Here is a 26,095-nt window from a genome sequence, read left to right as displayed (position 1 = left end):
AACCATAGAGGCATCACTCACACCAACTAAGGGGTAACACCTCGGAGCTTAGTGAGGGCATTGCGGACGCGCTCAACGGGTTCACGGTTAAACCGAGCCTTGGGAGCCTGCATGATATTCAGAACCTTGGTCAATTCAGCGATCGCTTGTTGCCGTTGCTTCGCTGAAAGACTGCCATTGTGCCAAGCAACAGCCGTATCCCGCGCAATTTGCCCCAGAATTGTCGCTGCATACCCCGGCGAGTTTTTCTGGTTGCCTACAAGCATTGTCCGGAGTTTGGGTACCAGATCCAACGCGGCTGGTCCAAACTTCCCAACCTGAATAATTGCACCATTGCGCTCGTTATCATCAGCAGACTCTAATCGCGCTTTGTAGTAGGGCAGAATATAAGGTGTGGACTGTGAACCATAGCCCTGCAACTGAGACAGTGCCTCCCGCTGAATGGATCGATCAGGGTACTGCACCAATCGCCCGACAACAGGTAAACCTTGAGTCTGTCCCAACCGGAGTAATGCCCACCCAGTGGCAAGCTGCATCCAAGGATTATTATCTTTGAGGGCAGTCGTCAGGGCAGGAATCGCGCTGCGATCGCCCAGCTGACCCAGAGCAATAGCGGCATTGACTCGCACCAGTTGCTCAGGGTTATCAGGAACAGGGGAGTATTGCTGTGTACGCAAAAACCGGGGCAAAGGGCGTAAAGGCAAGCGTGAAAACAAGCCGTATTGGTTTGAGGTGGGTGGCACATAACGCCCAGTATCCCCTAGTAGTGCCACCAGTTCAGGAACCGCTGACTGAGCCGCCCCCCCTAGATTGCCTATCAGTTGAGCTGCCTCCAAGCGAACAATTGGCTCTGGTGCTTTTAACCCTTGGATTAATCCTGGTAATGCCCCTGTCCCCAGTAACTTTAACCCGTCGCTGGCGGCATTCCGAACCGTAAAATCGTCATCTTTAAGTGCACTGAGCAACTGGGCAATAGTGCTAGCATTCGCTTCCGCTCCCAATACTTTACGCAGGAGTGAGCGTGAGTCTTGAAAAATGTCCGCTGCACTGCGACGCAGGTTGGGATCAGGGTGTTGTAAGGCTTCTAACCAGTGAGACAGTATGGGTACAGAGGCTCCGATTTCGGAAAGTGCCCATGTGGCATTGAGCTTTACCCAAGGATCGGCATCTTGCAATGCTTGGGTTAGGGGTGGTGTGGCTAATGTTCTCGCGGGTAAACCAATTTTTCCCAGCGCCGCTATCGCTGTAATCCGCAGCAGGTTTTCGGGGTTTTGGGGAGGGGTAGATGGACTGCGCCGCTCTTGAACAGTTGCAGAGGAGGATGGGGCAAAAACAGAAACAGGAGGAGGAAGAGTCGGAAGAGGAGGAGGAGAAAGATAAGATCGGGAGATGGACGACGCTGGCACGATCGCTCTTCGCCCATCGTTCATCATCTCAATCAATTCAGGAATAGCTGGCACTGCGGCATCCGTGAGATTTCCCAGCACTTCTGCCACGCCACTTTTGACCAGAGGATCGGGTTCTTCCATCGCTCTAACCAATGCTGGCACAATATTTTGTTCGGTATTGCTCAGTTGTTGAATAATTTTCCGACGCTCTTCAACATCCGCCGTGCGGAGTTGTTCCACTAACTCGGCAACAACGATTGGTTTGGCAGTCTCCCGATTCCCCGGCTTAGCTGGCACCGATGGAGGGGAGCTAAACGTTTCCCTTTGAGCCGTGGCAGGTGTCTTGTCAGCCAGGAAAGTCAGGATTGTTAACAGGCTCAAAGCCAAGCTTATTCGAGAATTCATAGGATTCTAGAATTTGGAATTTTGTTATAAAAGTAGCTGAGGTTCAATAGACTTCTGACATCAATATAGATTTGGAATTTTTTAACAATAGAGGCACAGATGTAGCACTTTCCTTGGCTTGCCGCAGGCTACACAGATGTTTTAAATGTTTACCATTCTGGGTGGGAGATTTATTTAATTGATGATACAGCCTAAGCTTCAGATAGGAGTCAGCCTCGTTTTTCATCCTCAACTTTCTCACTTTTAACCCCTGACAAACATCATAATGCCTCAAACTGTCACCTTTTTACCCCAACAACCGCTTATTCATCGCACGGTTCTCGATAACGGCATCGTTGTCCTCGCCATCGAAAATTCTGCCGCAGATATTATTGCCACACGCCTGTTTATGCGAGCGGGGAGTCAGTGGGAACCGCGAGAAAAAGCAGGACTCTCTCACCTCCTATCAGCCGTGATTACGAAGGGGACAGAGCAACTGTCATCAGTAGAGATTGCGGAACGAATCGAATCCGTGGGAGCAAATCTCAGTGCAGATACAGCGACCGATTACTTTTTACTTTCCCTGAAAACCGTTTCCACCGACTGGCCTGAGATATTGCAGTTAGCGGGACAAATGTTGCTACACCCCAGTTTCCCAGAAGAAGAAGTCGAACTAGAGCGGTACCTTGCTATTCAGGATATTCGCTCTCAAAAAGAGCAGCCCTTCACCATTGCGTTTGACCAGTTGCGGCAGGCAATGTATCAAGAGCATCCCTACTCACTCTCGATTTTGGGGACAGAAGCGACTGTCTCTGAACTCAATCGTGCTGACTTGGAATTGTTTCATCAAACTCACTTTCGACCCGACAATATGGTAATTAGTGTCGTGGGTCGTGTGACCCCAGAAGAAGCCGTCGCTCAGGTTGAGCGAGTGTTTGGCGATTGGCAGCCGCCCGAAACGCCCCTATTGACCCAACAATTACCCTCGATTACCTCCCAGCCGTCACAAGTGATGACAGCGCAAGAGACACAGCAGTCGATTGTGATGCTGGGTTATTTGGCTTCACCTTTGTACCATACCGACTATACGACTCTAAAATTGCTCAATACTTACCTCGGTAATGGGCTTTCCAGTCGCTTATTTGTTGAGCTGCGGGAAAAGCGAGGTTTAGCTTATGATGTATCTGCGTTTTATCCCACTCGCAAGTCAGCGTCCACATTCGTCGTCTATATGGGTACAGCACCTGAGAATACGGAAACCGCTATCCTCGGACTCCGTAAAGAAATAGAACGCCTTTGCTCAACGCTGCTCAGTCATGAGGAACTCCAAGCTGCCAAAAATAAACTCCTCGGTCAGTATGCACTGGGAAAACAGACAAATGCACAATTAGCTCAAGTCTATGGCTGGTATGAGACTCTAGGGTTAGGAATTGAGTTCGATACTCAGTTTCAGCAAGATGTCATCAATATTACGCCAGAAATCGCTCAAGCCGTGGCGACTCGTTACTTTACGGAACCTTATATATCCCTGGTTGGCCCGGCTGAGGCCATCAATCCCTTGGCAACACCCATGGTTTAGTTTTGCATTGACATCATCACCGCCCTAGAATGACGGTGATGATGTTAAAAAATCCTGAGTAACGTTAACAACTTCAATCTCTAGGCAGGCTTGCATTCAGATTTGAACGGCTAGTTCTGTGAACCGGAGACAAACCCTAGGGTTAAGCTATCAGGAGCAAGGAAGTGAGCCAAATGGTAAGCTCTTTCCTCGGTTTTCAGGAGGATTTGTTCGTACAGATAACGGGTACCGCGATCGCCCAAACTTTCTGCTTGTCCTGCCTGACGCCGAATCAGTTGAATCAAGGCTTGTTCTGCGGCTAAATCATGTTCTACCATCTCGCGGCAGGAGAAGACTCCATCCGCTTCTGGCGAAAAGCAACACAATTGCGCCAGTGCCGCAAAGCTAGCTGCCGGAACACCGCCGAGTCCATCTAAGCGCTCTCCAATATCATGGACGTGTTCCTGCACGTCATCGTAGCTCTCATTAAAGAACTGATGCAGCATGTAAAATTCAGCACCTTCCACCACAAAGTGATGTTTTTGGTATTGCAGGTAGAGCGCTTGAAAACTTGCCAAAGCAATGTTCAATCCTTCACAAATGGGTGCAGTAACATTCCGCTCTAACAAGACTGGATTATCGTAGACTTCGCCAAAGGTGCGTAATATACCCTGAGTTTCTGCCATGGTCGTGTTCTCCTATCATTAGGCAGGTTTTATTGGCAATGATAAAGTCTAACACGCCTAATTCAGAAATTTCACCCAATCGATATTTCACCAGTCATACATCAGTATGCTGGCTTGCTGTCTTCTGAGCTATTTAGGAGTTAGTTGCGCTAATTTTAGCGAGTTAGTTGAGAATTCTTGGCATTTGTTTTATATGTAGTTTAGTCTGGTAAAAGATTTGAGACAGTCTTGTATTGTTCAAGTCTCCCGAAAGCGCTGGAGCTTTCGAGAAAACACTAATGATAAATTATTGCATCTCTGAAAACCAATGAATCGATCGGGTTCCAAAATAGAGACCAAGCAAGACATTGAGATTAGCTGGGGCGATCGCTGGCAAGTGTACAGGCGCTTACAAGAGTTAGCGATTCCCTGTGAATGTGGCACTAACCAGCCTTTGCGCTATCAACTCAACGATGTTACAGCAGCCATTCAACTCTGGAGTGTGGTCAGGCAGCTAACCGTTCCACGCCGGGAACTCGCCTGTTGGCTGGAACGCTGCTGGCAAATTCGGAACTAACCTCGGGTCTATTCGGTGACTGAAATCTGGGATAGACTAACCCAACGCACTGATTCAGGACTCCAAAACTCTCGAAACTCAAAGACTTTCATGACGAACTCAGCGATTCTACATTTAGAGGGCATCACCAAGCAGTTTGAGCATTCCTCTTACCCAGCCGTGGCTAATGTCACATTGACGCTACAGCAAGGAGATTTGCTAGGGTTACTGGGACCCTCTGGCTGTGGCAAAACGACACTGTTGCGAATCGTGGCAGGATTTGAGCAACCCCAATCGGGCATCGTGGAATTAGCGGGGCGTCCGGTGGCGGGAGGCGGTTATTGGGTACCCCCAGAACAAAGGGACACGGGTATGGTGTTTCAGGACTATGCTCTGTTTCCTCACCTGAGTGTGGCGGAGAATGTCGCCTTTGGTTTGAAAAAGAATCGAGATCGAAGCAAGGCACATGGGTTCAAAGAAAAAGTAAAAGAAGCGATCGCCCTGGTGGGATTATCAGGACTCGAACAGCGCTACCCCCACGAACTCTCAGGAGGTCAGCAGCAACGAGTGGCTCTCGCCCGTGCCTTAGCGCCAAGACCGGCTTTAATTTTGTTGGATGAACCCTTGAGCAATCTGGATGTCCAAGTGCGTCTGCGGTTGCGCCAAGAAGTGCGATCGATTCTCAAGGAAACGGGAACCTCTGCGATTTTCGTCACCCACGACCAAGAAGAAGCCCTTTCCATTTCCGACAAGGTTGGTGTGATGCGCGGTGGACATTTAGAGCAATTGGGAACACCAGAGGAAATCTACACTCATCCCGCCTCTCGCTTTGTGGCAGAATTTGTCACTCAGTCCAATTTTCTCCCCGCACGACGCCGAGAACACCTATGGGAAACTGAAGTCGGGCCTTTTGAAGTAACGATGGTGGACTCCAAATTCAACCCCACAGGCGAAACTCAATCCTCTGTTCTCGACGTGGGCGAGTTAATGCTGCGCGAAGAAAATCTCATTCTTAAGGTTGATGACGAGGCTAAGGTGGTAATTCGCGATCGCCACTTTCTCGGTCGTGAGTATCGTTACTGTTTAGAAACTCCCTCAGGAAAACAACTCCATGCTCGCACAACACTCAGCACTCTGTTGCCAGTGGGAACGCGGGTACAACTATCTGTTGCAAATCCCTTGCCAATTTTTCCAGCCGCCTCATCAATATCCCAAAACACGCCTGTATTGCTTTAATCGATTTCTAGACCCATCCTTAATAAATAGAGTCGAAGCTGGCTAGAATAAGCCTCTGTGACCGACTCGCTCTATGGGCTACTTTTTTATCATTTGTTGGGTCGAGGTTTGCCACATTTGAATTGGTAAAATTACCTACTATCAATACTTTCAAAATTCGCCCATCCCCAATCCTAAATTTAAACTGTGATTAGGGGTCTGTACCTCCACAGGGCTTTCTAGATTCTCTATTAATATGATTGATCGGCAGGTGATCCCTCCTCATTTTGCCACTGAGTTAATGTCAACGCGCTCATCAAGAGCGTACTCAATTGCATCTACTGATTAGGAGAATCTCATGACCTACAAAAATCATGTAAATCCGTGGTGTATCGTTCGGCAACTGCCTAACCAACAATCACGCCTGATTGTGCGCTTTCATCGTCGGGGTGATGCTGAAGCCCATCTGCAAATTCTCCGCTCCAAAAATCCAACAGCATCTTACGAAGTCATTTTTGATGTGACTTCGGCACAACCTCATTTGTTGGCTCAGCCGATATAGTCTTAACGCACAAGGCTAGAGGCTGAGGGCGAGGAGTTAGGAGTCTTTCATAAGTAGGCCGTTTGCTACAAAGATAGCCATTGCTAAATTACTGGTGCAGTCCTTAGATCAGGTTTGAGTTAACGGTGTTGATGGCTATGAGCTTGACAAACAACCTATAAATCTGAGAAACAATGGGATGTTTGCGATGAAGATAGCTGTGGCTAGATGATTGGTGCAGTCCGTAGATAAGAATTTTTACTTAACTGTTGAATGGCTATGAGGCAGTTAGATGCCAAATTGCTTCAGTGACTAATTTAGCTCCTAACGAATAAAAGCCCCAGGAATCAAGCTCCTGGGGCTTCTATTTATTTGCCTTGTGTTTGGAGTCGGCGAAATAGATGAGATCCTAAGTCTACTGACCAGATTTCGGTCAAATGCTAGAAACTAGGGAAGAGTCCAGTCTGAGCCATTAACCAACAATGCGAACCCTTGCTGAAATTAATGATAAAATTCGTCGCCGATGTGCAGTGGTATGCACAATAGAGGAACTTAAAGCCAGAGTGGCAGAGGCTGGTGTCACACAAACAGCAAAGGACGTTGATGTTGTAACGACTGGTACCTTTGAGCCGATGGAGTCTTCAGGTGCCATTATTAATTTAGGTCACACAGACCCACCCATGAAGATTCGCAAATGTTGGTTGGACGGTATCCCCGCCTATGCTGGGTTTGGAGCAGTGGATTTGTATTTAGGAGCTACTCAAGGGGTCGATTATATCGATACGGGTGAGGTGCCTGATGCTGAGGAATTGAGAGAACGAGGCGGCGGTCATGTGATAGAAGACTTGATTGCGGATAAACCTGTACATCTGCGAGCGATCGGACAGGTAACAGATTGTTATCCTAGGGCGTCTTTTGAGACCACGATTACTCGCGAGACGATTAATCAGTTTTATCTATTTAATCCTCGCAATCTGTATCAAAATTTTATCGTTGGGGTGAATGGAGGCGATCGCCCACTGTTCACCTACCTCGGTCCCTTACAACCCCGACTCGCCAATGCCGTCTACTCCAACCCTGGAGCCATTTCTCCCCTGCTAAATGACCCCGAACTCAAACTCATTGGTATCGGCACCCAAATTTTCCTTGGTGGTGGCATTGGTTACATCGCCTGGGAAGGAACCCAACACTTTCCTTTACAAAAACGCCTTCCCAATGGAACGCCCATCGGCCCATCTGCAACCTTAGCCTTGATCGGGGATGCCAAGCAAATGAGTCCCAAGTGGGTACGGGGTTGTTACTTCAAAAATTACGGTCCATCTTTGATGCTGGGTGTCGGTGTGCCACTCCCGGTATTGAACGAGGATGTGGTTAATGGCTGTGCTGTCCAAGATAAGGACGTTGTCGCACCGGTGGTAGACTTTTCGATTCCCCGGCGTGTGCGTCCTACCTTCGGTTTAGTCAGCTATGCCCAACTCAAAACAGGTCGCATCACCGTTGATGGTAAATCTGTCAAGGTTGCGCCTCTGGCGAGTATCTTCCGTTCGCGACAAGTTGCTGTGGAATTAAAGGAGTGGATTCTTCAGGGTGACTTTACCCTCACTGAACCTGTAGCCTCGATTCCGATGAACCGTTCTTTTTTACCTCAAGATTTGTATACTTCTTTGTGATTAAAATTTCCCTCAGCTTCCCTCTCGTGTTTGTGGAAAGCTTTGAGTGAAAGTGAAATGATTGATTTTTTTGTTAACAAATTTTTAGATTCAATATTATGGGTAACTGGGGAGTGGCAAGAATCGTTACCAATCCCCAATCATCCCTAGCTAATCCTTAGCTAGAAGGATTGCCAGACGTGTTCCCTCCTCCCGACTTTTCGTTCCGTTTGACGGGTTTAGGTACAGGTTCTCGGCGTTTGGGTGGTGTGCCTGTGGCTGTACCTGTGGGCGTGCCTGTTGCTGTAGCTGGTCGTTCACCTTTACGCATGGGACGCTGATTGGAACCATATTTTTTCCCACCTGTCCCCGGTCTCCTTTTGTTGAAAGGTTTCTTTTTGGGATACTTCTTGGCTGGCAACAGACCAATATCATTGGCCTCTTGAATTCCGAGGGTATTACCCTCTAGCTGGATATGTAAATCCCAAAAGTGACCCACGACTCGATCTCCCAGGAGACCTTTTAGCTTTAACTTGAAAAACTTAGTCTTGTCCGCTTCTTTACGCGGAGACTGTTTGATTTTAACAATGACTTGTTCCTCCTCTCGCGAGTGGTAAATAACCTCACCGCGAATGGAAAAATACCCATTTTGGACAACGGATAAAACCTCCGATTCAGACGGATCTGGAGGTGTCTCTCCTTCGGGTTCTTCTGGTTTCTGTGGTTCTTCTGGTTCTTCTGGCGCTTCCTCTGAAGTAGGGGATTGGGAGGGTGTTTTTTGCAGTTTTTCGGGTTCCCAGACACCAACAATTTGGACGTGCAAGTTTCCGTCCTCTTGTCTTGAGCGGGGATAAACGACCCAAAGGTGAGATTGGTCTAAGCTTAAGTGATTTTTCACCAAGCTCATTACGCGACCCAGTAACACTGCATCGATCAATGTTCCATCTGCCGCCAGTAATGTCCCCCGCGTCAATTGTTCTGCGGAAGGCATATATTGTCCCCGAATCAGTCCGATAGCTCGGTACTGCATGGGTTCACTGGGCGGGGGAATCGGTTGCTGTCGCTGGACGTCTGATGACATGATTCCGGTCGAATCAGCTTCTTGAGCTGAGGTAGTAACGTTTGAAGCCTCGCCAGTTGGCGTTGTTGGGGCCTGACTTGGTACACTGGATGTTTCTGGTAACGGAGTACCAGAAGACTTGGGTGAGTCGGGAGACCGATTCACAGAAGGACTCATATAACCTCCTAGCGGCGGAGACACATTCCCTTATGGGAGTTGGGCTAACGTCAAAAGCGTCGTTTTTTTCATCATCATCAAGCGGCTTGATACCTTATCCAAGGACATTGCCCTTAGATTTTTGGTTTTCAAGAAGCTGGAGAGGGTGAAGGCGCTGAATATCAGTCTGCCCATTGTACAAAATGCAGTGGAAAGACTGGTATATCCGCAAAGTTTATGGAATCTTTAATCGGACAAGCTTGCACCTGATCAAATCTAGCTTAATGCTGTCCATAATTTTGGCATGGTTCATGTTTTGAGTACTGGAAAATCTCTCAGTGGCCTCAAGTCGTTTAATAATGTCATTAGAGTTCGAGGAAGTGTTGTGTCTCAAAAGCGGAGTCCCTGGGTCAATCTAGTCTTAGTGCTGGCGATACTGGCTTTCGTCGGTTTTTCGATGATTCCTTTGCTGGACATCGTCCTCTCGGATAATTCACCGTCTTCAGAAGCCACCACCGCTTCAACGCCGATTCTTCCGGCGCAAAAACAAGCCGAGCTAGAAGCTCAGGCCAGAGGTTACGAACTGGTGGTGCAGCGAGAGCCACAGAATCCATCTGCCTTGCGGGGGCTTTTAGAGACACGGCTGAAGCTAGGAGATATTCAAGGGGCTATTCCTCCCCTCGAACAGATGGCAAAGCTCAATCCCGATCAAACTGAATACTCTGTATTGCTGGCTCAAGCCAAGCAGCAGCTCGGTGACAAGGAAGGAGCGGCTCAAACCTATCGCTCGATATTAGCCTCGAAGCCGGGGAATTTGGATGCTCTGGAAGGACTTGTGGGTCTCTACGTCCAACAAAAGCGCCCTGAAGCCGCGATAGGTCTGCTCCAAGATACCCTCAAAACAGCAACGCCGATTAATGATATGAAACCGGGCACAGTGGATGTGATCTCGGTGCAGCTATTGTTGGGTTTGGTTTACGCTAATGAGAAACGCTACACAGAAGCGATCGCCATTTATGATGAAGCGATCAAGACCAATAAACAAGATTTTCGACCCCCACTCGCCAAAGCCTTGATTCTCAAGGAACAGGGTAAGGTTGCCGAGGCCAAACCCCTGTTTACAACCGCTGCTTCCCTAGCACCACCGAAGTACAAAGATCAAGTTGCTCAGCTAGCCAAAGAGGCTACAGAACCCAAGAGTGCTTCGCCTGGTCAAGAATCACCCAATGGCAAGCAATCCCCAGCGAGTCCGCCTTCTGCCTCGCCTAACAATCAGCCTGCCTCTCCAGGCAATGCTCCTGCGGCCCCCAAAGCCACAGCCGATTCTCCTGGAACCTAGGCTGATTTTCGTCAACAGCCCGATTCCCCTTCTCTAACGCGGTTGAGGCCATGGAATTTGAGGATTATTCGCCAATTGGTTCGCCACCGCTGCGGCTCCATAGCGGTTTAGATGGCTGGGGTCAGAAAAATACTCGTTGCGGTTGGGCCACTGCCTCCCCATGTCGATAAACACCAATCCATCTCCCGCTTGCTTTTGCATCATCTGCTGAAATTGCTGTTCTCGCAGTCGGCGCACTGAATCTAAGTAATCTTGATTCAGGGGCAAGTTGACGAACACCAAGGGAATCTGTTGCTGCTTTGCCATCGCTTTCACTGAATTGAGCGCAATGGCTTGCTGACCGGCTAAATTGAAAGGCTGATAATCGGCATCGTACCGACCAGAGACTCGTGGCTTTTTCTGATAGTAGCTTCTGGGATCGAAACGGATATCCAGGGGGAGGAAACCATTGGCTTTAATCGCCCAGCTACTGTAGCCTGTGATGTTTCGAGCCATCGTTAGCCGAGAAGGTGCGGTGCTCTCATCGAGCTGAGTTAAGACTAGCTTTTCATCTGGGGTGGGGACGGAATAGCTTGTTGCCTCAAAGCGTACTCCTGTCCTCCCCTGCCCAGAAGTAGCCATAGCGAGGGCTGAGCGGTTGGCAGGCTGGAGCGGCTGTGGACTGATGTTTGACAAGGAAGTCCCTGGTAAGTCTTCACAGGTTTCAGTGGTTTCAGTGGCGTTTTGAGGCAGTGTAGGGCGCTCACCTGCCATCAAGCGCTGGTATCCACCTGACGCGACCATGCTGTTATAGGTTCGGTCGGGTCGCCCACTGTTAAACGCTCGTACTCCATCCGCCCAGAGAATTAAGCGTGGCAGTTGTTCGCTCTTTAAAAGTTGCCGTAGCTGAAAATCAACAATTTGGGCCGTTCCACCATTAACGCCAAAGTTAAAGACCTTGAGATTGCCTTTGCCTTGAGCGGCTAAAGCTTGCTGCAACTGCTGAGGATCGATGCCCACTAAAGCGCGGGAACTCCCGACAATCAACACATCGGGCTGACCCACAGCGGAAATGTAGGAAAGATACAGCAGCAGTTGGTCGTCAAAGATGGGGTTATCAAAACTCGGAAAGGGCAGTAGGGAAGTAGCGGTTGATGCTTTTTGGAGCGCCACATCCAGGTATTGGAGATACTCAATAACTTTTTTCTGAGCAAAAGCACGTTTGGGACTGTCTGGGGAAACCGCTTGCATTGCCCCGATGGCTTGTACCCAGCTTGAGCCGACTAACTCCCAATCTTGTTTAGATTTAGCGGATTGGGACAATGTAGCCGCCCTGATCGCTTTGTCAACTCCCTTCGTGAAGGGATCGATGCGGAGGCAGTTTGAGGGAGATTGTTGGGAGACAACCGAGCGTGTGGTAGAGTCACGCGCTGACAATGAGGTCTTTTTTGCTAGAGTTTCAGGGACTGACAGGGAAGAACAGCCACTGGTAAAGGTCAGCAAGGCTAAGGTGGCGGCACCATGAAGTTTCAGGCAGAAATTAGCCATAATTTAATTGAAGAGTGAGTTATACACCAACACTCGACTCCCTGTGCTGTGGCTCCCCGAAGTTGGAGTGTGCCTCTAGGATTAGGATGTCAGTGGTGAGAAAGTCCTAAAATTCATTATCATTGCCACTGAGTCATCATTGAACTGAGGTTGTCTTGGTACTCTGATTCGGCTTGACAACAGCAAAGCGATGTGCAAAATTTTGTGAGCAGTGCCTTGTCTTGTATTCAAAACCCTTGACGCCGAGTGACTTAGTCCACGGACACAACGCAAGATTATAAAAATGCTCGGAGTTTTCTTTTTCTTTGTCTTTTTCGCCCTCATTGTCCTGTTGCTGCAACTGCCCAAGCGACAGACTACGACGGCTACTAGCTCTTTGAATGTGGCTTTACCAACACCGGCTCCGGAGGAATTCTCCGAGAGTACGGATAACGGCATGGCTTGGTGGGTGAAAATTGTTACGGAAACACCACATTGCACGTACTTTTTTGGCCCATTTGACAGTTCCAGCGAAGCGAAACAGAATCAAAGCGGCTATCTAGAAGATCTCGAACAGGAGGGAGCGCAGGGAATTGAAGTTGCCATCTTGCAAGATCGACCTGAAACTCTCACAATTTATGACGAACAAGAGTGAGTTCTATCGGTGAAGATAACCTAATGAAAGACCGACTCGTCCGTTGGCTCAACCAATTTTTAATGCTAGATGTTTTTCTGGTCTTGTTGAGCTTTTTTTGGCTAGCGATCGCTGTTGTTGGTCGCTCGATGGGTGTTCCCTTAGGGCTTGATCTGTGGTATAGCCTATGGGAGCCTGTCTTTACTCCTGCGATCGGTCTATTGATGGCAGGAGCACTCTTGAGCGGATTGGCTAGCCAGATCTCTAAGCGATTTAACTCTAATTGATTTTAGGTAATGGGTAATGGAGGATTCTCTCAATCACCCATTTCCAATTCCCAATTGATTAAGCTTCTGCCTCATCGTTCGTGGGTTGACCCGCTGCACTAAATTGATTGAGGAGTTCCTGAATAATCACTTGTGGCTCATTAGTCTCGATTCCCAATTGCTGAGCAATAATTTGGATAAGGTTGGGGTCTTGTTGCAACCTAACTAACAACTCATCTAGCGTTATTGTTTCAGTACCTGGGTCATCCAAATTAGTTTGTCCATCATCTGAGTCCAAGGAGGCTAAATCGGGGAAAGGCTGTGTCGTCAATCCATCTGGCCCCTGATATTCCCAAATCGCTCCACTTGAATCCCTATTTAGCAGTTGGCTGCCTATCTGATAAGCAACATTTCCCAGTTCATGTAAAGAGGGAATAGATTGTGCCTGATCCGCCAAATGCACGAGTCGCATTGCTAACTCATCATTGGGTGCGGCTGACGCCAACACTCGTTCTCCAAAACGCCGCAGCCACGCAACCCAATCCGCCTCAGTGATGCGCCCTTTGAGTCCCTCAAACCAACGTGAAACCCGTTGCTGATCCCAACCATGCCCCACACCTTCCAACAGTTGCCGAAACAGATACTCGTAATCTGAATCTGCAAGTGGGGGTAGCACTGGTTGCTCCCTAAGTCCCTCATGAGAACGGGAGGAAGATGAATGAATTCGATTTCGGTAAGACGAGGATTGGGATGAGGTTCCACCGCCAAACAAACGCCGAAACAACCCCTTAAACCACTGCCAAATCCGCTTGAGCATCTGTCGCCCCTTTGCATCCCATCATTCCGATTTTAGACCCCATGGTCTGCAAGAGCGCGATTTCTTACAATTGAGCCATCATTCACCGGGTGACAACCGTTCTTTCTGTGCCTCTGATGGCAAAAAAATCTGACTTCCATGACAATTGTATTTCACAGCTTCCGGTTGATAACTCATTTGATCTACCCAAACATTCCTCATGCAACAAAAAATTATTTGGCAACAAGGCAGCAAGAACCCTGAAAACGGTAACAACTTTGCCACTATCCAGCAATGGTGGGCAAGCCTCCATGACCAAAAAATCATGTGGCGGCAGCGACTCCTGCCCCAAACGGAGGATGTCAGCGCACTCGACTGGGAACCTCAACGATTTGATGAAGTATTTAAGATACAAATGCCCCAAATTCGCGGCATTACCCTCTACTGGCGCAAACCTGATGCCAATCAAGAACGCAGCACCACACCCCGTAAGTTAGAACTTGACAAATCGAAGGGGCAACTCTATATCTATCCCCAATCTCAGAAAGAACTCGTCATCCGTGTCAGTACCCCAGAACTGATTTATCAAAAACTTGAACTCAAAAATCCACAGTGGCAAGGCACGAATGTGGGTGAAAACTATATTCTGACATTGCGAGACGAACAGCAAAAACTAGAAGTTAAAATTACCCTTAGCCCAGCAAATCTCGACCAGCTTAAAGCTCAGTTGCCTGAATAATGGCAATTCCATAGACGCCTGTTTTCTAAAAGCCTGTGGCATGGCTTTTGTCTTTGAGTTCAACAGCCCAAACCTTACTATATTCTTTTGGTAATCCTTTGTTTAATCTTTTTAAGCCTCAATTATCGCCTCTACCAATGATGCAATGGATTCTCCCCCTCGCCTTAATCTTAGGCAGCCTCCTGGCTGGATTAATTTTTGAAAGATTTTTCCTTAAAAAAATCAAAAAACTAGCAGCACGAACGGACTTTTTTGGTTATGAATTAATTTTTGAAGCCCTTCACCGCAAAACCTTAATTTGGTTTTTCTTGGGGGGTTTGTATGCTGCCCTACTTACAGTTCCCCTCGCTCCTGCTATTTCCACCCTGCTTCAGAAAATTATCGCGATAGTTTTTCTCTATACCGCCACCCTCTTTTTGGCAAAGTTGGCGGGAGATTTTGTCTGCTTAGCTGGTCAGAAATCCAAAGGCGGATTACCTGCATCTTCTTTACTGAATAATTCAGTCAAAACTCTTGTTTTTGTGTTTGGTATCCTGATGATTCTTCAGGCATTAGGAATTCCCATTACACCCATTATCGCTACTTTAGGGATTGGTAGCTTAGCCGTTGCATTAGCATTTCAAGATACCCTTGCTAATTTGTATGCTGGCCTATTTCTGATTATTTCTAAACAAGTTAAACCGAATGACTATATCAAATTGACGACTGGAGAAGAAGGCTATGTTACCGACATTACCTGGCGGAACACAACCATTAAGGAACTTCCTAACAATTTAATTATTGTCCCTAATAAAAATTTGGCCTCTGCAATTTTTAAGAACTATCATCTACCCGCTAAAGAAATTGTTTTTCAAGTTCCGGTAGGTGTGAGTTATGAAAGCGACCTCGATCAAATTGAACAAGTCACCCTTAATGTGGCTCAAGAGGTTATGGAAAATGTTCCGGGTGGTGTACCTGAATTTAAACCGTTTATTCTTTACCAAGAATTCGGAGAATTTAGTATTAATTTTACAGTTTTCTTAAGAATTAATGAATTTTTTGATCAACGTCTTGTGAAACATGAATTCATTAAACGGTTGCACAAAAGATATAGAGAAGAAGGGATAGAAATTCCTTTTCCCACGCGAATTACTTATTTCAAAGATTTTCAACAGCCGAAAGTTGAAAATCCCACGACTGGGCAAACGCTAAAGTCGTGGGATTCTTAAGAGATATAACCTTTATAGGTGAAAGTTATTGAGCTTTCTTGTTGCTATCTTCAGGTTTAGCTTGAGCAACCGTTGCTTTAACCTGCACGGTTGTAACACCTTTGATCTGTTTTGCCAAAGGTTCAATCTTGTCGAATTGCTCCTTCGTTGGGACGGTGCCGGAGACAACCACAACACCATTATCTTCAGCATCAACGACGAGTGCACTCGCTGGCAGGTTGGCTTCTAGCTTGCTGCGAACTTCGCTAGCAACGTTGTCTTCATCTCTTCCTTGAGCTGCACCCTGATTCAAGGCATTGTTGCGTTCTTCCCGTGCTCTGATGTCAGAATTCAACTGATCTCGGCGAACTTGGCTTTGAGCATCCTCTTTGGCATCCTTAGCTGCCTCCGCGTCAGGAGCCGTGGGACTAGCTTCAGTCGTATTAGGAGCATCTGCCGCTGTTTTGGAGGCGTCGGTGCAAGCTGCTGCACCAAACAATAGAACACCAGAGAGTAGAAAAGTTGTCAGCTTTTTCATTGTTATGTTTCCTCTATTAAAAGGGTTAATGAATGATGGAAATGTATGAGAGGTTAGAATTCCTACACCCTGCACAGAATTTCTGTGATTGGTGTTCTGTTAGCCCCTCCCCGTTGCCACACCATTGGGCTAAATGGGAGGTGTAGAGGGGAGCAGGAACCCACTTTTTACTAATCCTGCTCCTCAAGCTTTTTCAAAGAATTTAGGTTGCCCAGCCTTGGCAAACCTATAACGTCTGATCTCGGTGGTCAATAATAATCACCTCAGGATGATCATCCACGACGTTGACATCACCGTGAGTCCGAGTAACTCCTGGTGTATGGTCTGGCTCAATCACATTACGAGTAGCCGTTGAAGTGGTAGTCCTCGGATGGTCATGACGCTCACCCGATGGTGCATCAAAGACGTTCCAATCCTGAATCCCGTGACGGCTTAGAATCGTATCGGCACGACGAATTTCATCTTCCGTACCATCCACCATCACCAAATAATCACCGTGGTTCACCCGGTCATTGTAGAAACGAGCCTGGTCATCGGGAATCCCTAAACCAACCAGGGCACCAGTGATACCTCCCGCCGCAGCACCAATTGCACCGCCAGCCGCTGTGGTTGCCAGAGCTGTTGCTAAAGCACCTCCAGCCATCACAGGTCCAATACCGGGAATTGCCAAGGCACCCAAGCCTACAAGCAAGCCACCTAAACCGCCGAGAGCTGCACCTGTGCCAGCACCCGCTTTCGCGCCTTCGTCCGTCATGGTACGGTCAGCCACATTGCCAATCTTGGGTTCACCGGAAGTATGTTTGCCTACCAGAGAAATTTGATTCATCGAGAAGCCGGAATCTTTCAAATCTCTCAGTGCGGCTTCGGCATCGCGACGATGGGGAAATACGCCTACAGCACGATGACGGCGACCTAAATCGGGGCGGTGGGTACCAGAGGCAACAACATTGGTCGAAGTGCGATCTGGGGTTGTATCATGACTACGAACAGGCGTTACATGCCCTGTATCTACTCCACGGTACTGGGTATCAGGAGTACTATAGGCGTGACTATAACGGTCATCGTCCCGTACATTAAAAATATCCCAATCTTGAATTCCGTGACGGCGCAGAATCGATTCAGCACGACGGACTTCATCTTCCGTGCCATCCACCATCACCAGATAATCACCCCGGTTGACCCGGTCGTTATAGGCATGGGCACGGTCATCAGGAATCCCTAAACCAACCAGTGCACCCGTTAAACCCCCCGCTGCTGCACCAATGGCACCTCCGGCGGCGGTCGTTGCGAGGGCTGTAGCCAAGGCACCTCCAGCAATTACAGGGCCGACGCCGGGAATGGCTAAGGCACCCAAACCAACCAGTAAGCCGCCTAAACCACCGATGATACCGCCTGTCGCTGCACCCGCTTTGGCTCCTTCATCAGCTTGGTTGCCACTGGCACGACCGCTGGTATCTAAGCCTCCAAAATCATCGTTGGGATTAGCATTTTTGCCCACCAGAGAAACCTGGCGCATGGGGAATCCCGCATTTCTTAACTCGGTAATTGCCGCTTCGGCGTCACGACGGTGCGGAAATATGCCAACAGCACGTTTGTTGTGAACGAGGGCACGGCGGGGAGTTGTGGTAGCGGCAGTATGGGTGTGGGTGCGAGCGGCATCGGGATGATCGTAGACGCCCCACTCCTCAATCCCGCCATGGCGTAAGATGGCTTCTGCACGATGAATCTCATCATCTGTGCCTTCGACCAAAATCAGATAATGTCCTCGCGAGATTCGGTCTTCATAAACTCTGGCTCGCTCTTCAGGAATCCCTAAACCAACCAATGCACCAAGAAGTCCGCCCGTCACGGCTCCAATGGCTCCGCCTGCAACTGTCGTAGCGATCGCAGTTGCCGTGGCTCCAGCCAGCATAATCGGTCCAATACCCGGAATTGCCAAGGTACCTAAACCGACGAGTAAGCCAGTGAGTCCGCCTAATGCCCCACCCGCGAGCGCCCCTGTTGTAGCGCCTTCATCGGCTTTGTTACCTTCGGTACGTTCGCGAACATTATCCCGAACATCAGCACCAGCCATGTCATTCTGCTTCGCTGCATCTCGCGTAATTACAGAAACTCTATCCATCGGAAAGTTAGAGTCTTTGAGTTCTCTGAGTGCTACTTCTGCTTCGTGACGAGTTGAAAAAACACCTACGGCTCTTTTGTGTTGTCTTAAAACCATTTTGTCTTCTCTCCTCAGAGGGAATGTTATTAATTCACAACACCATAATGCATTTCTTATCGGTGCTGATCTATTCCATTTATTCACTTTTAAATAAAACATTCATCAATCCCTAGAAATAATTAGGATTTCTATCACTAGGAAGGCGAAAAATGAATATTTTTAAATTAAGGATATTTTCTTTATTATTTTAAGAGTGCTTAATATATTGAAATCTATTGATAATACTCCTGCGTCGCCAAAGCCAAATTCAATTCTTGAGTTCCATTTTAAGCAATATGTTCAGATAGGCAAGCAAGCTCAGCCTCATCAACATCTAGCCAGAGTATCGTCAATAAGCTATTTCGGAGAATTCTAGGCAATAAATAATAGACCTCTTGAAAAAGTTGAATCCTCCTCCTCACTCTCATCTCCGGATTAATCCTCATAATTAAGAGAAAAACCTTGAGTTATTACACCCTTACTTTAGTAAAGAAAGGGTTTAGAAAGAAGAATTCAGGAATTTTTCAAGAGGTCTATTATTTAAGCGTTGCTTTAGCGATTAGATTCGCCAGCTTCCAAACTTTAGGTTTCTACTGATCTGAATTAGAACCATCCGGTTGTGTCTGATTTTGCGTTGGTTCAGATAATGTCTGATTGGTCGTGTCTGGCTGTTCTGTAGGAGTCGTAACTGTAGGAATCTGTTGTTGAGATGGAGCAGTTGAGTCTTGATTGGTTGTATTGGGTTGCGTCGTTGTGGAAGTACCTCTAGAAGTGTTCGGTTGACTCAAAGAAGGATTCGGTGAGACAGGCTGACTCTGGGATTGTGCCGGTGCTGTTGGAGGTGTAGTGTTCTGTGGAGAAGGAGCTGATTGTTGCCCAGAATTCGGAACAATAATTCTGATATCAGGCTGGCTTTGTGGAGGAGTTGTTGGAGGTTCCTGGTTGATAGGAGAAGGTGGTTGAATTCTTTCAGTGGTTCTTTCGATAATTGTTGTCTCTCGGTTGGGTTGTTGAGGAGCGGGACGTGCAGGCACCAGCACAGGTGTAGGTGCGGGCGACTCTTCTCTTTGGTTTAGGTAGAATATGCCCCCAACCACCAAGCCAACTAAAGAAGTAAGAGCCATACCTAATAACAAACCACGAGACGCGCTATGTTCACTACGAACTTGCTGTTCTTGGTGTTCCAGGCTGCGTTCGCTAGCGCGTCCATGAACGTAACCCTCTTCATAAGAAACAGCGTCAGGATTAACAGTTTCCAACGGTGTATTTAGATTATGCCCATTCTGCAAGTGGGTGCTAGAATTTTTTGGGGTGTGGTTGTGCTGATTGTTCATGGGTGTTGCTAAAAAAGATATTCAAAAAAAGACAGAGTTTACAGTATTCAGCATCGCTGTCTCTTACTTAGAGAAGGAGTTGTGAAGCAAACGTAGTGTTTTTGTTTGGTTGACAGGCTTCCTATCCTAGGGGTTTTGAGGCTGATTAGTCTGAGGAACAGGAGCTGTTTCGATATTGGTTTTTGCAGGCTGATTGGTTTGAGTGATAAAAAAAAGTACTCCACCCACAAAAAAGGCGATCGCCGTGAGAGTAATGCCCGTTAGTAAGCCACCAGCAGCACTATTGTTCTCACGAATAATACGGTTTCCTTGCTGGATGTTATGCTCATCAACTTGACCGTGGATATAACCATCACGGTAGGCCGTTTTATTCAATCTGCCGACAGCATTATGATTATTTTCTGGTATCTGGGTTTTATTGGGGTTCATTTGATTATTTTTTGTTCTTGAAGAAACTCTTTTGATAGACCGGGACACGCACCAGCTTCGCTCAGTTTGTTAGTCAACCGATTTTTTAAATCGTGAGTGAATATAAAAGGGGAATTCTTTTGTCCTGTTAAAGATAAGATATCCGTTTAAAGAACAGGAATCGCTCTATCTAAAACAAGATCGTTACCTCTATCAAAAGATTGACTTCGTGATAGGCATCTCAGCCTTTAGAAACTCTATAGTAAGAAGTAAGAGCACGATAACATCGTACTCTTACCTGTATTTAAGTATTTTGGCTGTGATACTCCCAGACGGAACCAACTAACGCAACAAGGCTCTCCAAGTGGTGGGGCCGACTACTCCGTCTGGCGCAAGGTTGAACTTCTGTTGAGCCGCTTGAACAGCAGCTTGTGTGGCGTTCCCAAAAACCCCATCGACTGGTTCTTTGAGAAATCCGAGCGTTTTAAGACGCTCTTGCAACTGGACAACCGCAGGGCCTTTCATTCCTTGCCGGAGAACGGGCAAAGTCACCGCATTAGTTTGCGGGTTGGCTGTAGAGGAAGAACTCGAAGGAGTTGAGGCTGGTTGGTTGCGATTGGGGCGGTTAGTTTGACGGGGTTTTGATGGCTCTTCTAGAGCTGGTTGATTAACGCGCTCGTCGGTATTCGGAGATTGAATGATAGTAGGAACCGGGAAAGATGAGGCTGGGTTATTGGAGGAGCTTGGTGAAACTCTGACCGGATTTGGGCTATTTGAGGGCAGTGGTGATGTCCTAACCGGAGCTGGGGTATTGGAGGGGAGTGGCGATGTCCTGACGACTGTAGGTGTACTGGGGAACAGACGATTCCAAGTCGCGGGGCCAGTGATGCCATCGGGCGTTAACCCGGCGGCTTGCTGGAAACCAGAGACGGCACTTGCCGTACTTTCTCGATAAATCCCATCCACAGCATCACTGTAATACCCCAAAAGTTTCAGTGCAGCTTGAAGTTCAGAGACAGCGGCTCCCTCACTACCCATTCTCAGAATCGGTCGGTTAACGGGTGTATCAGCAATTCGTTGAGCAATCCTTTGCTCATCCGGTAAGCCACTACCCGCTTCAACCGGTACATTGTCCAAGCCAATCATCATTAAACCGAGTGCGCTACCGTAAATCATCCAACGGCGGACGCTCCCAGGGTTAGTAAAACTTGGCGTTAGGCTTCTCATCATTGCACTCAACCTTCTAAAGCTCCTACGCAGCTTGATTATATAATGCAAAAATAATTAACCCAGCAATCACCAACCTCTAGCAAAATGCACTAGCGCAGCAGCTTGTTTGCCAAGACATCCCTGTCATCTTCACTCAATCGGTCCCAATCCAGTCCCCGTTTTGCACTTAAGGCTCGCAGTTGTTGTTCTTCCTGCTTGGACTGCTCCTCTTCTGAACGTGTCCCTGTTTCCTGGTTGAGAGCGTGCAAGACTGCGAATTTATCCTTCTTCGGCAGTTGCTTCACCAAATCAATCACTTGGTTAACCGTCAATTCTAATTTGGGCATGATTATCACCTCGGCAACTGTTTAAATCGACATCTTAAACCCACAGCGCTGATTAAATTAGAATACTTTGTGGGCAAGAGAGAAAAGCGAACGTCTACAACGCACCATGAAAGAGCGCACTGAATCGTTTTAATTCAAGAGGCACCCCTGCCCCCTGTATTCAACTCAGCCACTTAGACTATCACAAGCGCGATTGCGAAGTATTCCCCTAGGGTAGATAACTACTGTTCCATTGTTCAAATGAGAGCGGTTATCTTACCTCCAGCTAGGCTACCTAAAATTGCTGTAAACGATGATAGTTGCTGATTTTAAATTTCACTATTCTTTCAGAGGTAATAAAGCTAAACCTCTGATTCTTTTTTTACATGGGTTTATGGGAGACAGGCAGGAATTTAATGAAGTTATATCCTTGTTATCTGACCAATTTTGTTATCTAACCGTTGACCTCCCCGGTCATGGAAAAACTAGGGTAATGGGTGGAGCAGAGTGCTACACGATGTCCAACACCGCTCACGCCTTGATTAACTTGCTAGACCAGTTAAATGTTCAAAATTGCTTCTTGGTCGGCTATTCAATGGGGGGACGATTGGCTTTATACCTCACCCTTCATTTTCCCCAACGTTTCTCTAAAATTGTTCTAGAATCTGCATCTCCGGGTCTAAAAAGCCAAGGGGATCGAGTAGAACGAATTCAGCGGGATTTTGACTTAGCTAAAAAATTGGAAGAAAGTAATTTTTCAGTATTTCTAGACAGTTGGTATAATCAGTCGCTTTTTGCTTCTTTAAAAAACCATCCCAATTTTGAGTCTTTGAAGCAAAGTCGATTACAGAATAACCCGTTGGAATTAGCTAAATCTCTGCGTAATCTGAGTACTGGATGTCAACCTTCTTTATGGGATCAACTCGCAAACAACAAGAACCCTTTGCTTTTGCTAGTGGGTGAATATGACGCTAAATTTATAGCCATTAACTCGGAAATGGCTAGATTATGCCCATTCGCACAGCTAAAAATTGTTAGTCATTGTGGTCATACTATCCACTTTGAAGACTCGAAAACATTTGTTGAGAATGTTCGAGTCTTCTTAACATAATGTAATATTTTTGGCATAGATTAACACAAAGTACTTTGGCTTGGCTTTGGCGATCGCACTCTTTCGTTGTGGTAGCGATCAGGCGATCGCTGGTTCTAAACTGGGGGTTAGGACACTCTCTCTGTGGGCTGTTGATTTTTTTCGCCATTAATGAATGGTTATGAACGCTGCAAAAAAACTCTTTTTTTTCTTTTTTACTCTTATCAGTAGTCTTTTGATTGCCCCAACCTTCACCCCTCCATCTTCTTATCAACCCATTGAAGTCGTAGACGGTGCAGCCTTGTATAAACAACAACTCACTGACGGCAACGAAGCCTATCTGCAAGTTATTAATTTGCACAAAATGCAAATAGACCAACTGATTGGAGAGGTAGATAATATGGGTCTAGCACAGGGGAAATACTATAAAGGAGAAGGTGGGCATTACAGCCCGTTCTTTCAAAGAAAGCTGTTTGAGGACGTCACCAGCGAATACAAACAATTGTACCAAAACACAGTTTTTTCCATCATCAACTGTTCTTTTTTTGAGCAATATAAATCCAGTACCCAGCTTTCCTTCCCTATTAAACTTAATGGCAAAGTCATCAGTGCTGGAAGTAGCCCCTATGGACCGATTAACCAACCCATGGATGCGTTTTATAGTAAAGTCCGCCTGAAGGCTTTAGTCTGGGATGACAAGCAGGCGTACATTACAGATTACGACCCAACTACGGGTGCGCCTCTAAACGAAAGGGGCGTTCAAAATGCAATGGTTAATTACAAATACAGCGACCATCCGGCTAAAGTATTAGCTCATAATCAAGCGAATAGGTATCATGTCATCGGTACACTCAATTTTGATGGTATTAAAGGCGATGAACTGCTGTTAGTCCTGACTGTGAACCAAGCAACACTGGACGAAGCCGCCGATTTATTACGTCAATTAGGCGTCAAAGGAGATATCATAACCGTTGACGGTGGCACCTCTACTTACCTGTTCAATTCCCGGATGGGAAATATTATGCTACCTCAATCGGCTAATCCCAAAGATAGTCCTTCCTTCCGCAACCTGCCGCATTATCTAGGATTTCGCAAGAGAGGCAAAAAGCAAGTTTTGCCACACATCTTTATCAGTCAACCTGCTGGTAAGGTACTCCTGGAGGAGAATAAGCCTTATCTGATCTTGTGGAGGGACAATCTCAACAGCGAGGTGACGATTGAGTTGTACGAAAGAGACAAACTGATCCAAGTCATCTCTCCCCGTACTGCCAGCGATGGGGTTTATGAGTGGACACCAGATAGACCCATGAAAGAGGGCTATTCTCTTCGTATTTCGATGCTGAAAAATCGGAAAATTTTCGGTACCTTGCAATTACAATGAAGAGTTGTTAATTAAAGTATTTTGAGATAAGTGCGTTTTAGAGACACTCGATAAATAGGATTGGGTTTACCTCTGTGTCCTCTGTGGTTCGTAAAAAAATTATGTCTCATCCCCTCCTCGATGTCCGTCATCTATCCATCGAGTTTCCCACTAAAAAAAAGGTAGTACCAGCCGTTCTAGATGTCTCCTTTAACCTAACTGCCGGAGAAACCTTAGGAATTGTCGGTGAGTCAGGTTCCGGTAAATCCGTAACATCCCTAGCCGTGATCGGACTGTTACCCTCCACGGCTAAGGTGACTGGAGAAATTTTATTTCACAACCCCAACACTTTGAATGCCAATCCCGTCAATTTGCTGGCGCTTCCTACGAACCAAAGACGGATTTATTGGGGTGGATTAATCTCAATGGTGTTTCAAGAACCCCTGACTTCTCTAAACCCGGTTTACACCTGTGGCGAACAGGTGGTAGAAGCAATTTTGTTACATCATCAAGTTTCGCGCAAGGATGCTTATCGAAGAGCGATCGCACTTTTTGATGAAGTCAAATTACCCGATGCTAGAGGAATGATGAACCGCTATCCTCACCAACTTTCAGGAGGACAGCAGCAACGAGTGATGATTGCGATCGCATTAAGTGGCAACCCCGCCATCCTAATTGCCGATGAACCCACAACCGCCTTAGATGTCACTATTCAGGCGACAATTTTACAATTGCTGCGAGAACTGCGCGACGCTAGAGGCATGTCCATTCTCTTCATTACCCACGACATGGGAGTCATTGCAGAAATTGCTGACCGTGTGGTGGTTATGTATCAGGGTCAGGCGGTAGAAACAGCTAGCATTTATCACCTATTTGCTAATCCTCAACACCCCTACACTCAAGGATTACTCAACTGTCGTCCTCGTCCGGATAAGCAGTTAAAACGCTTGCCAACGGTGAGTGATTTTATGGACGTTACGACTAATGCGGAAGGTGAAATCGAAATTCGTGCTAAAACCCATAGTTTAGAACAAAGAAACTTGTTGTTAGCTGAAGTGAGTGATGGTGAGGTGAAAAACCGCTATCAGAATTTGCAACAACAGCAACCTTTGCTCACTGTGCGTCACTTAACCAAGGAATTCCCAGTGCGAACGGGTTTTTTGAGTAAGAAAACAGGATTCAAAGCCGTTGATGATGTTAGTTTTGAGGTCTATCCAGGCGAAACATTAGGCTTGGTGGGAGAATCGGGTTGCGGCAAAACCACATTGAGTCGCTGCCTTTTACGCCTGATTGAACCCACTTCCGGCGAGATTATTTTTGATGGTGATTCGGTTCTAGAACTGGATGCTAAAACACTGCGCCGCCTGCGCCGCTATATGCAAATTGTCTTCCAAAATCCCTATGGTTCCTTAGATGCAAGGCAGAGTATTGGCAACGCTTTGATGGAACCGATGGAAATTCATCGTCTCGGTGATTCGCCACAGGAACGCCGACAAAAAGCGATCAACTTGTTAGAACGGGTTGGACTGGATGGCAGTGCAATCAATCGAATGCCTCATGAATTTTCTGGGGGTCAAAGACAGCGAATTTGTATTGCGCGAACCTTAGCTTGTGAACCGCGATTTATTGTTTGTGATGAGTCAGTTTCAGCACTGGATGTCTCCGTTCAAGCACAGGTACTCAATCTCCTGAAAGATTTGCAACAAGATTTTGGCTTGACTTACATTTTTATTTCCCACGATTTGAGTGTCGTCAAGTTTGTCAGCGATCGCATTATGGTGATGAATCAAGGGCGGATTGAAGAAATTGGCACGGCTGATGCGATTTACAACAACCCCCAACGAGACTATACACGCCAACTGATTGCAGCCATTCCTGATAGCAATCTACAAGATATTCAAGCTAGACAATTGCGTCGTTCGATTGAGATTTAGTCTTTATCCATCGCTGGAAGAGTTTTCTTTTTAGACTACGGGTGCGGGATTACAAGT

Annotated in this window: 24 protein-coding genes; 13 read left to right on the top strand and 11 right to left on the bottom strand. The window is 46.9% G+C overall.

Going from position 1 to position 26,095, the window contains the following annotated elements; all coding sequences use genetic code 11:
- Positions 1-26: 26 nt before the first annotated feature.
- Entirely contained in the window at positions 27-1,793 is a 1,767-nt protein-coding gene (locus tag MIC7113_RS29505) for a HEAT repeat domain-containing protein (protein ID WP_015185855.1), read from the bottom strand.
- A gap of 265 nt (positions 1,794-2,058) precedes the next feature.
- Between MIC7113_RS29505 and MIC7113_RS29500 the strand changes: the two genes are divergently transcribed.
- Positions 2,059-3,351 carry a M16 family metallopeptidase gene (locus MIC7113_RS29500; RefSeq protein ID WP_015185853.1) on the top strand — a complete coding sequence of 431 codons (1,293 nt, stop codon included), beginning with the start codon at positions 2,059-2,061 and terminating at the stop codon, positions 3,349-3,351.
- A 110-nt stretch (positions 3,352-3,461) separates the two neighbouring features.
- Here MIC7113_RS29500 and MIC7113_RS29495 read toward each other — a convergent pair whose 3' ends face one another.
- Positions 3,462-4,016, bottom strand: a complete 555-nt coding sequence (locus MIC7113_RS29495; protein WP_015185852.1) for a DNA starvation/stress protection protein DpsA — start codon at positions 4,014-4,016, stop codon at positions 3,462-3,464.
- 307 nt (positions 4,017-4,323) lie between these two features.
- Here MIC7113_RS29495 and MIC7113_RS29490 point away from each other — a divergent pair, with 307 nt between their 5' ends.
- The 4 genes from MIC7113_RS29490 to MIC7113_RS29475 all read left to right on the top strand — a co-directional run bounded on the left by MIC7113_RS29490 (position 4,324) and on the right by MIC7113_RS29475 (position 7,977).
- Positions 4,324-4,572, top strand: coding sequence for an Asr1405/Asl0597 family protein (locus tag MIC7113_RS29490; RefSeq protein WP_015185851.1), 249 nt, complete (start codon positions 4,324-4,326; stop codon positions 4,570-4,572).
- A 90-nt stretch (positions 4,573-4,662) separates the two neighbouring features.
- Positions 4,663-5,787, top strand: coding sequence for an ABC transporter ATP-binding protein (locus MIC7113_RS29485; RefSeq protein WP_015185850.1), 1,125 nt, complete (start codon positions 4,663-4,665; stop codon positions 5,785-5,787).
- Between the two features lie 337 nt (positions 5,788-6,124).
- Positions 6,125-6,328, top strand: a complete 204-nt coding sequence (locus MIC7113_RS29480; RefSeq protein ID WP_015185849.1) for a hypothetical protein — start codon at positions 6,125-6,127, stop codon at positions 6,326-6,328.
- A 461-nt stretch (positions 6,329-6,789) separates the two neighbouring features.
- Positions 6,790-7,977, top strand: a complete 1,188-nt coding sequence (locus MIC7113_RS29475) for a homocysteine biosynthesis protein (RefSeq protein ID WP_015185848.1) — start codon at positions 6,790-6,792, stop codon at positions 7,975-7,977.
- A 157-nt stretch (positions 7,978-8,134) separates the two neighbouring features.
- Here MIC7113_RS29475 and MIC7113_RS29470 read toward each other — a convergent pair whose 3' ends face one another.
- Positions 8,135-9,193 (bottom strand): hypothetical protein, encoded by a 1,059-nt coding sequence (locus MIC7113_RS29470; RefSeq protein WP_015185847.1) that lies wholly within the window; start codon positions 9,191-9,193, stop codon positions 8,135-8,137.
- Between the two features lie 364 nt (positions 9,194-9,557).
- On the opposite strand from MIC7113_RS29470, the gene MIC7113_RS29465 reads away from it, so the two are divergent.
- Complete coding sequence (locus MIC7113_RS29465; RefSeq protein ID WP_051055993.1) at positions 9,558-10,511, top strand: tetratricopeptide repeat protein; 954 nt, start codon at positions 9,558-9,560, stop codon at positions 10,509-10,511.
- Between the two features lie 33 nt (positions 10,512-10,544).
- Here the strand turns inward: MIC7113_RS29465 and MIC7113_RS29460 are convergent, their stop codons facing one another.
- Positions 10,545-12,038, bottom strand: coding sequence for a hypothetical protein (locus tag MIC7113_RS29460; RefSeq protein WP_015185845.1), 1,494 nt, complete (start codon positions 12,036-12,038; stop codon positions 10,545-10,547).
- Between the two features lie 283 nt (positions 12,039-12,321).
- Here MIC7113_RS29460 and MIC7113_RS38380 point away from each other — a divergent pair, with 283 nt between their 5' ends.
- On the top strand, positions 12,322-12,672 hold the full coding sequence (locus MIC7113_RS38380; protein ID WP_015185844.1) for a DUF1816 domain-containing protein: 351 nt from the start codon (positions 12,322-12,324) through the stop codon (positions 12,670-12,672).
- Positions 12,673-12,695: 23 nt separating this feature from the next.
- Positions 12,696-12,938, top strand: a complete 243-nt coding sequence (locus MIC7113_RS29450) for a hypothetical protein (protein WP_015185843.1) — start codon at positions 12,696-12,698, stop codon at positions 12,936-12,938.
- Between the two features lie 58 nt (positions 12,939-12,996).
- On the opposite strand, the gene MIC7113_RS29445 is transcribed toward MIC7113_RS29450, so the two are convergent.
- On the bottom strand, positions 12,997-13,734 hold the full coding sequence (locus MIC7113_RS29445; RefSeq protein WP_015185842.1) for a hypothetical protein: 738 nt from the start codon (positions 13,732-13,734) through the stop codon (positions 12,997-12,999).
- A gap of 199 nt (positions 13,735-13,933) precedes the next feature.
- Here MIC7113_RS29445 and MIC7113_RS29440 point away from each other — a divergent pair, with 199 nt between their 5' ends.
- Together MIC7113_RS29440 and MIC7113_RS29435 are read left to right on the top strand one after the other, a co-directional pair.
- Complete coding sequence (locus MIC7113_RS29440) at positions 13,934-14,452, top strand: hypothetical protein (protein ID WP_015185841.1); 519 nt, start codon at positions 13,934-13,936, stop codon at positions 14,450-14,452.
- A gap of 137 nt (positions 14,453-14,589) precedes the next feature.
- Positions 14,590-15,660, top strand: a complete 1,071-nt coding sequence (locus MIC7113_RS29435) for a mechanosensitive ion channel family protein (protein ID WP_015185840.1) — start codon at positions 14,590-14,592, stop codon at positions 15,658-15,660.
- A 25-nt stretch (positions 15,661-15,685) separates the two neighbouring features.
- On the opposite strand, the gene MIC7113_RS29430 is transcribed toward MIC7113_RS29435, so the two are convergent.
- The 6 genes from MIC7113_RS29430 to MIC7113_RS29405 all read right to left on the bottom strand — a co-directional run bounded on the left by MIC7113_RS29430 (position 15,686) and on the right by MIC7113_RS29405 (position 21,675).
- Entirely contained in the window at positions 15,686-16,177 is a 492-nt protein-coding gene (locus MIC7113_RS29430; RefSeq protein ID WP_015185839.1) for a BON domain-containing protein, read from the bottom strand.
- 226 nt (positions 16,178-16,403) lie between these two features.
- On the bottom strand, positions 16,404-18,395 hold the full coding sequence (locus MIC7113_RS29425; RefSeq protein ID WP_015185838.1) for a hypothetical protein: 1,992 nt from the start codon (positions 18,393-18,395) through the stop codon (positions 16,404-16,406).
- 572 nt (positions 18,396-18,967) lie between these two features.
- Positions 18,968-19,711, bottom strand: a complete 744-nt coding sequence (locus tag MIC7113_RS33975) for a hypothetical protein (RefSeq protein ID WP_015185836.1) — start codon at positions 19,709-19,711, stop codon at positions 18,968-18,970.
- A gap of 126 nt (positions 19,712-19,837) precedes the next feature.
- Positions 19,838-20,140, bottom strand: coding sequence for a hypothetical protein (locus MIC7113_RS29415; RefSeq protein ID WP_015185835.1), 303 nt, complete (start codon positions 20,138-20,140; stop codon positions 19,838-19,840).
- A gap of 321 nt (positions 20,141-20,461) precedes the next feature.
- A complete protein-coding gene (locus MIC7113_RS38375; RefSeq protein ID WP_226883561.1) occupies positions 20,462-21,349 on the bottom strand; it encodes a peptidoglycan-binding domain-containing protein in 888 nt (295 codons plus the stop codon).
- A gap of 89 nt (positions 21,350-21,438) precedes the next feature.
- Positions 21,439-21,675, bottom strand: a complete 237-nt coding sequence (locus MIC7113_RS29405) for a hypothetical protein (RefSeq protein ID WP_015185833.1) — start codon at positions 21,673-21,675, stop codon at positions 21,439-21,441.
- A 292-nt stretch (positions 21,676-21,967) separates the two neighbouring features.
- Here MIC7113_RS29405 and menH point away from each other — a divergent pair, with 292 nt between their 5' ends.
- The 3 genes from menH (at position 21,968) to MIC7113_RS29390 (ending at position 26,038) form a co-directional block, all read left to right on the top strand.
- A complete protein-coding gene (gene menH / locus MIC7113_RS29400) occupies positions 21,968-22,765 on the top strand; it encodes a 2-succinyl-6-hydroxy-2,4-cyclohexadiene-1-carboxylate synthase (RefSeq protein WP_015185832.1) in 798 nt (265 codons plus the stop codon).
- A gap of 160 nt (positions 22,766-22,925) precedes the next feature.
- On the top strand, positions 22,926-24,125 hold the full coding sequence (locus MIC7113_RS29395) for a phosphodiester glycosidase family protein (protein WP_015185831.1): 1,200 nt from the start codon (positions 22,926-22,928) through the stop codon (positions 24,123-24,125).
- 101 nt (positions 24,126-24,226) lie between these two features.
- Entirely contained in the window at positions 24,227-26,038 is a 1,812-nt protein-coding gene (locus tag MIC7113_RS29390; protein ID WP_041780273.1) for an ABC transporter ATP-binding protein, read from the top strand.
- Positions 26,039-26,095 lie beyond the last annotated feature (57 nt).

It is taken from the genome of Allocoleopsis franciscana PCC 7113, assembly GCF_000317515.1.
Taxonomy (GTDB): domain Bacteria; phylum Cyanobacteriota; class Cyanobacteriia; order Cyanobacteriales; family Coleofasciculaceae; genus Allocoleopsis; species Allocoleopsis franciscana.
This window is presented reverse-complemented; position numbering and strand designations above follow the sequence as displayed.

Coding starts and splice junctions, on each gene's coding strand:
- MIC7113_RS38375 (WP_226883561.1), bottom strand. CDS start 21,349: ATGATGAGAAGCCTAACGCCAAGTTTTACTAACCCTGGGAGCGTCCGC.
- MIC7113_RS29435 (WP_015185840.1), top strand. CDS start 14,590: ATGATGCAATGGATTCTCCCCCTCGCCTTAATCTTAGGCAGCCTCCTG.
- MIC7113_RS29490 (WP_015185851.1), top strand. CDS start 4,324: ATGAATCGATCGGGTTCCAAAATAGAGACCAAGCAAGACATTGAGATT.
- MIC7113_RS38380 (WP_015185844.1), top strand. CDS start 12,322: ATGCTCGGAGTTTTCTTTTTCTTTGTCTTTTTCGCCCTCATTGTCCTG.
- MIC7113_RS29500 (WP_015185853.1), top strand. CDS start 2,059: ATGCCTCAAACTGTCACCTTTTTACCCCAACAACCGCTTATTCATCGC.
- MIC7113_RS29440 (WP_015185841.1), top strand. CDS start 13,934: ATGCAACAAAAAATTATTTGGCAACAAGGCAGCAAGAACCCTGAAAAC.
- MIC7113_RS29425 (WP_015185838.1), bottom strand. CDS start 18,395: ATGGTTTTAAGACAACACAAAAGAGCCGTAGGTGTTTTTTCAACTCGT.
- MIC7113_RS29460 (WP_015185845.1), bottom strand. CDS start 12,038: ATGGCTAATTTCTGCCTGAAACTTCATGGTGCCGCCACCTTAGCCTTG.
- MIC7113_RS29485 (WP_015185850.1), top strand. CDS start 4,663: ATGACGAACTCAGCGATTCTACATTTAGAGGGCATCACCAAGCAGTTT.
- MIC7113_RS29450 (WP_015185843.1), top strand. CDS start 12,696: ATGAAAGACCGACTCGTCCGTTGGCTCAACCAATTTTTAATGCTAGAT.
- MIC7113_RS29415 (WP_015185835.1), bottom strand. CDS start 20,140: ATGAACCCCAATAAAACCCAGATACCAGAAAATAATCATAATGCTGTC.
- MIC7113_RS29475 (WP_015185848.1), top strand. CDS start 6,790: ATGCGAACCCTTGCTGAAATTAATGATAAAATTCGTCGCCGATGTGCA.
- MIC7113_RS29445 (WP_015185842.1), bottom strand. CDS start 13,734: ATGCTCAAGCGGATTTGGCAGTGGTTTAAGGGGTTGTTTCGGCGTTTG.
- MIC7113_RS29470 (WP_015185847.1), bottom strand. CDS start 9,193: ATGAGTCCTTCTGTGAATCGGTCTCCCGACTCACCCAAGTCTTCTGGT.
- MIC7113_RS29430 (WP_015185839.1), bottom strand. CDS start 16,177: ATGAAAAAGCTGACAACTTTTCTACTCTCTGGTGTTCTATTGTTTGGT.
- MIC7113_RS29505 (WP_015185855.1), bottom strand. CDS start 1,793: ATGAATTCTCGAATAAGCTTGGCTTTGAGCCTGTTAACAATCCTGACT.
- MIC7113_RS29395 (WP_015185831.1), top strand. CDS start 22,926: ATGAACGCTGCAAAAAAACTCTTTTTTTTCTTTTTTACTCTTATCAGT.
- MIC7113_RS29495 (WP_015185852.1), bottom strand. CDS start 4,016: ATGGCAGAAACTCAGGGTATATTACGCACCTTTGGCGAAGTCTACGAT.
- MIC7113_RS29480 (WP_015185849.1), top strand. CDS start 6,125: ATGACCTACAAAAATCATGTAAATCCGTGGTGTATCGTTCGGCAACTG.
- MIC7113_RS29405 (WP_015185833.1), bottom strand. CDS start 21,675: ATGCCCAAATTAGAATTGACGGTTAACCAAGTGATTGATTTGGTGAAG.
- menH (WP_015185832.1), top strand. CDS start 21,968: ATGATAGTTGCTGATTTTAAATTTCACTATTCTTTCAGAGGTAATAAA.
- MIC7113_RS33975 (WP_015185836.1), bottom strand. CDS start 19,711: ATGAACAATCAGCACAACCACACCCCAAAAAATTCTAGCACCCACTTG.
- MIC7113_RS29390 (WP_041780273.1), top strand. CDS start 24,227: ATGTCTCATCCCCTCCTCGATGTCCGTCATCTATCCATCGAGTTTCCC.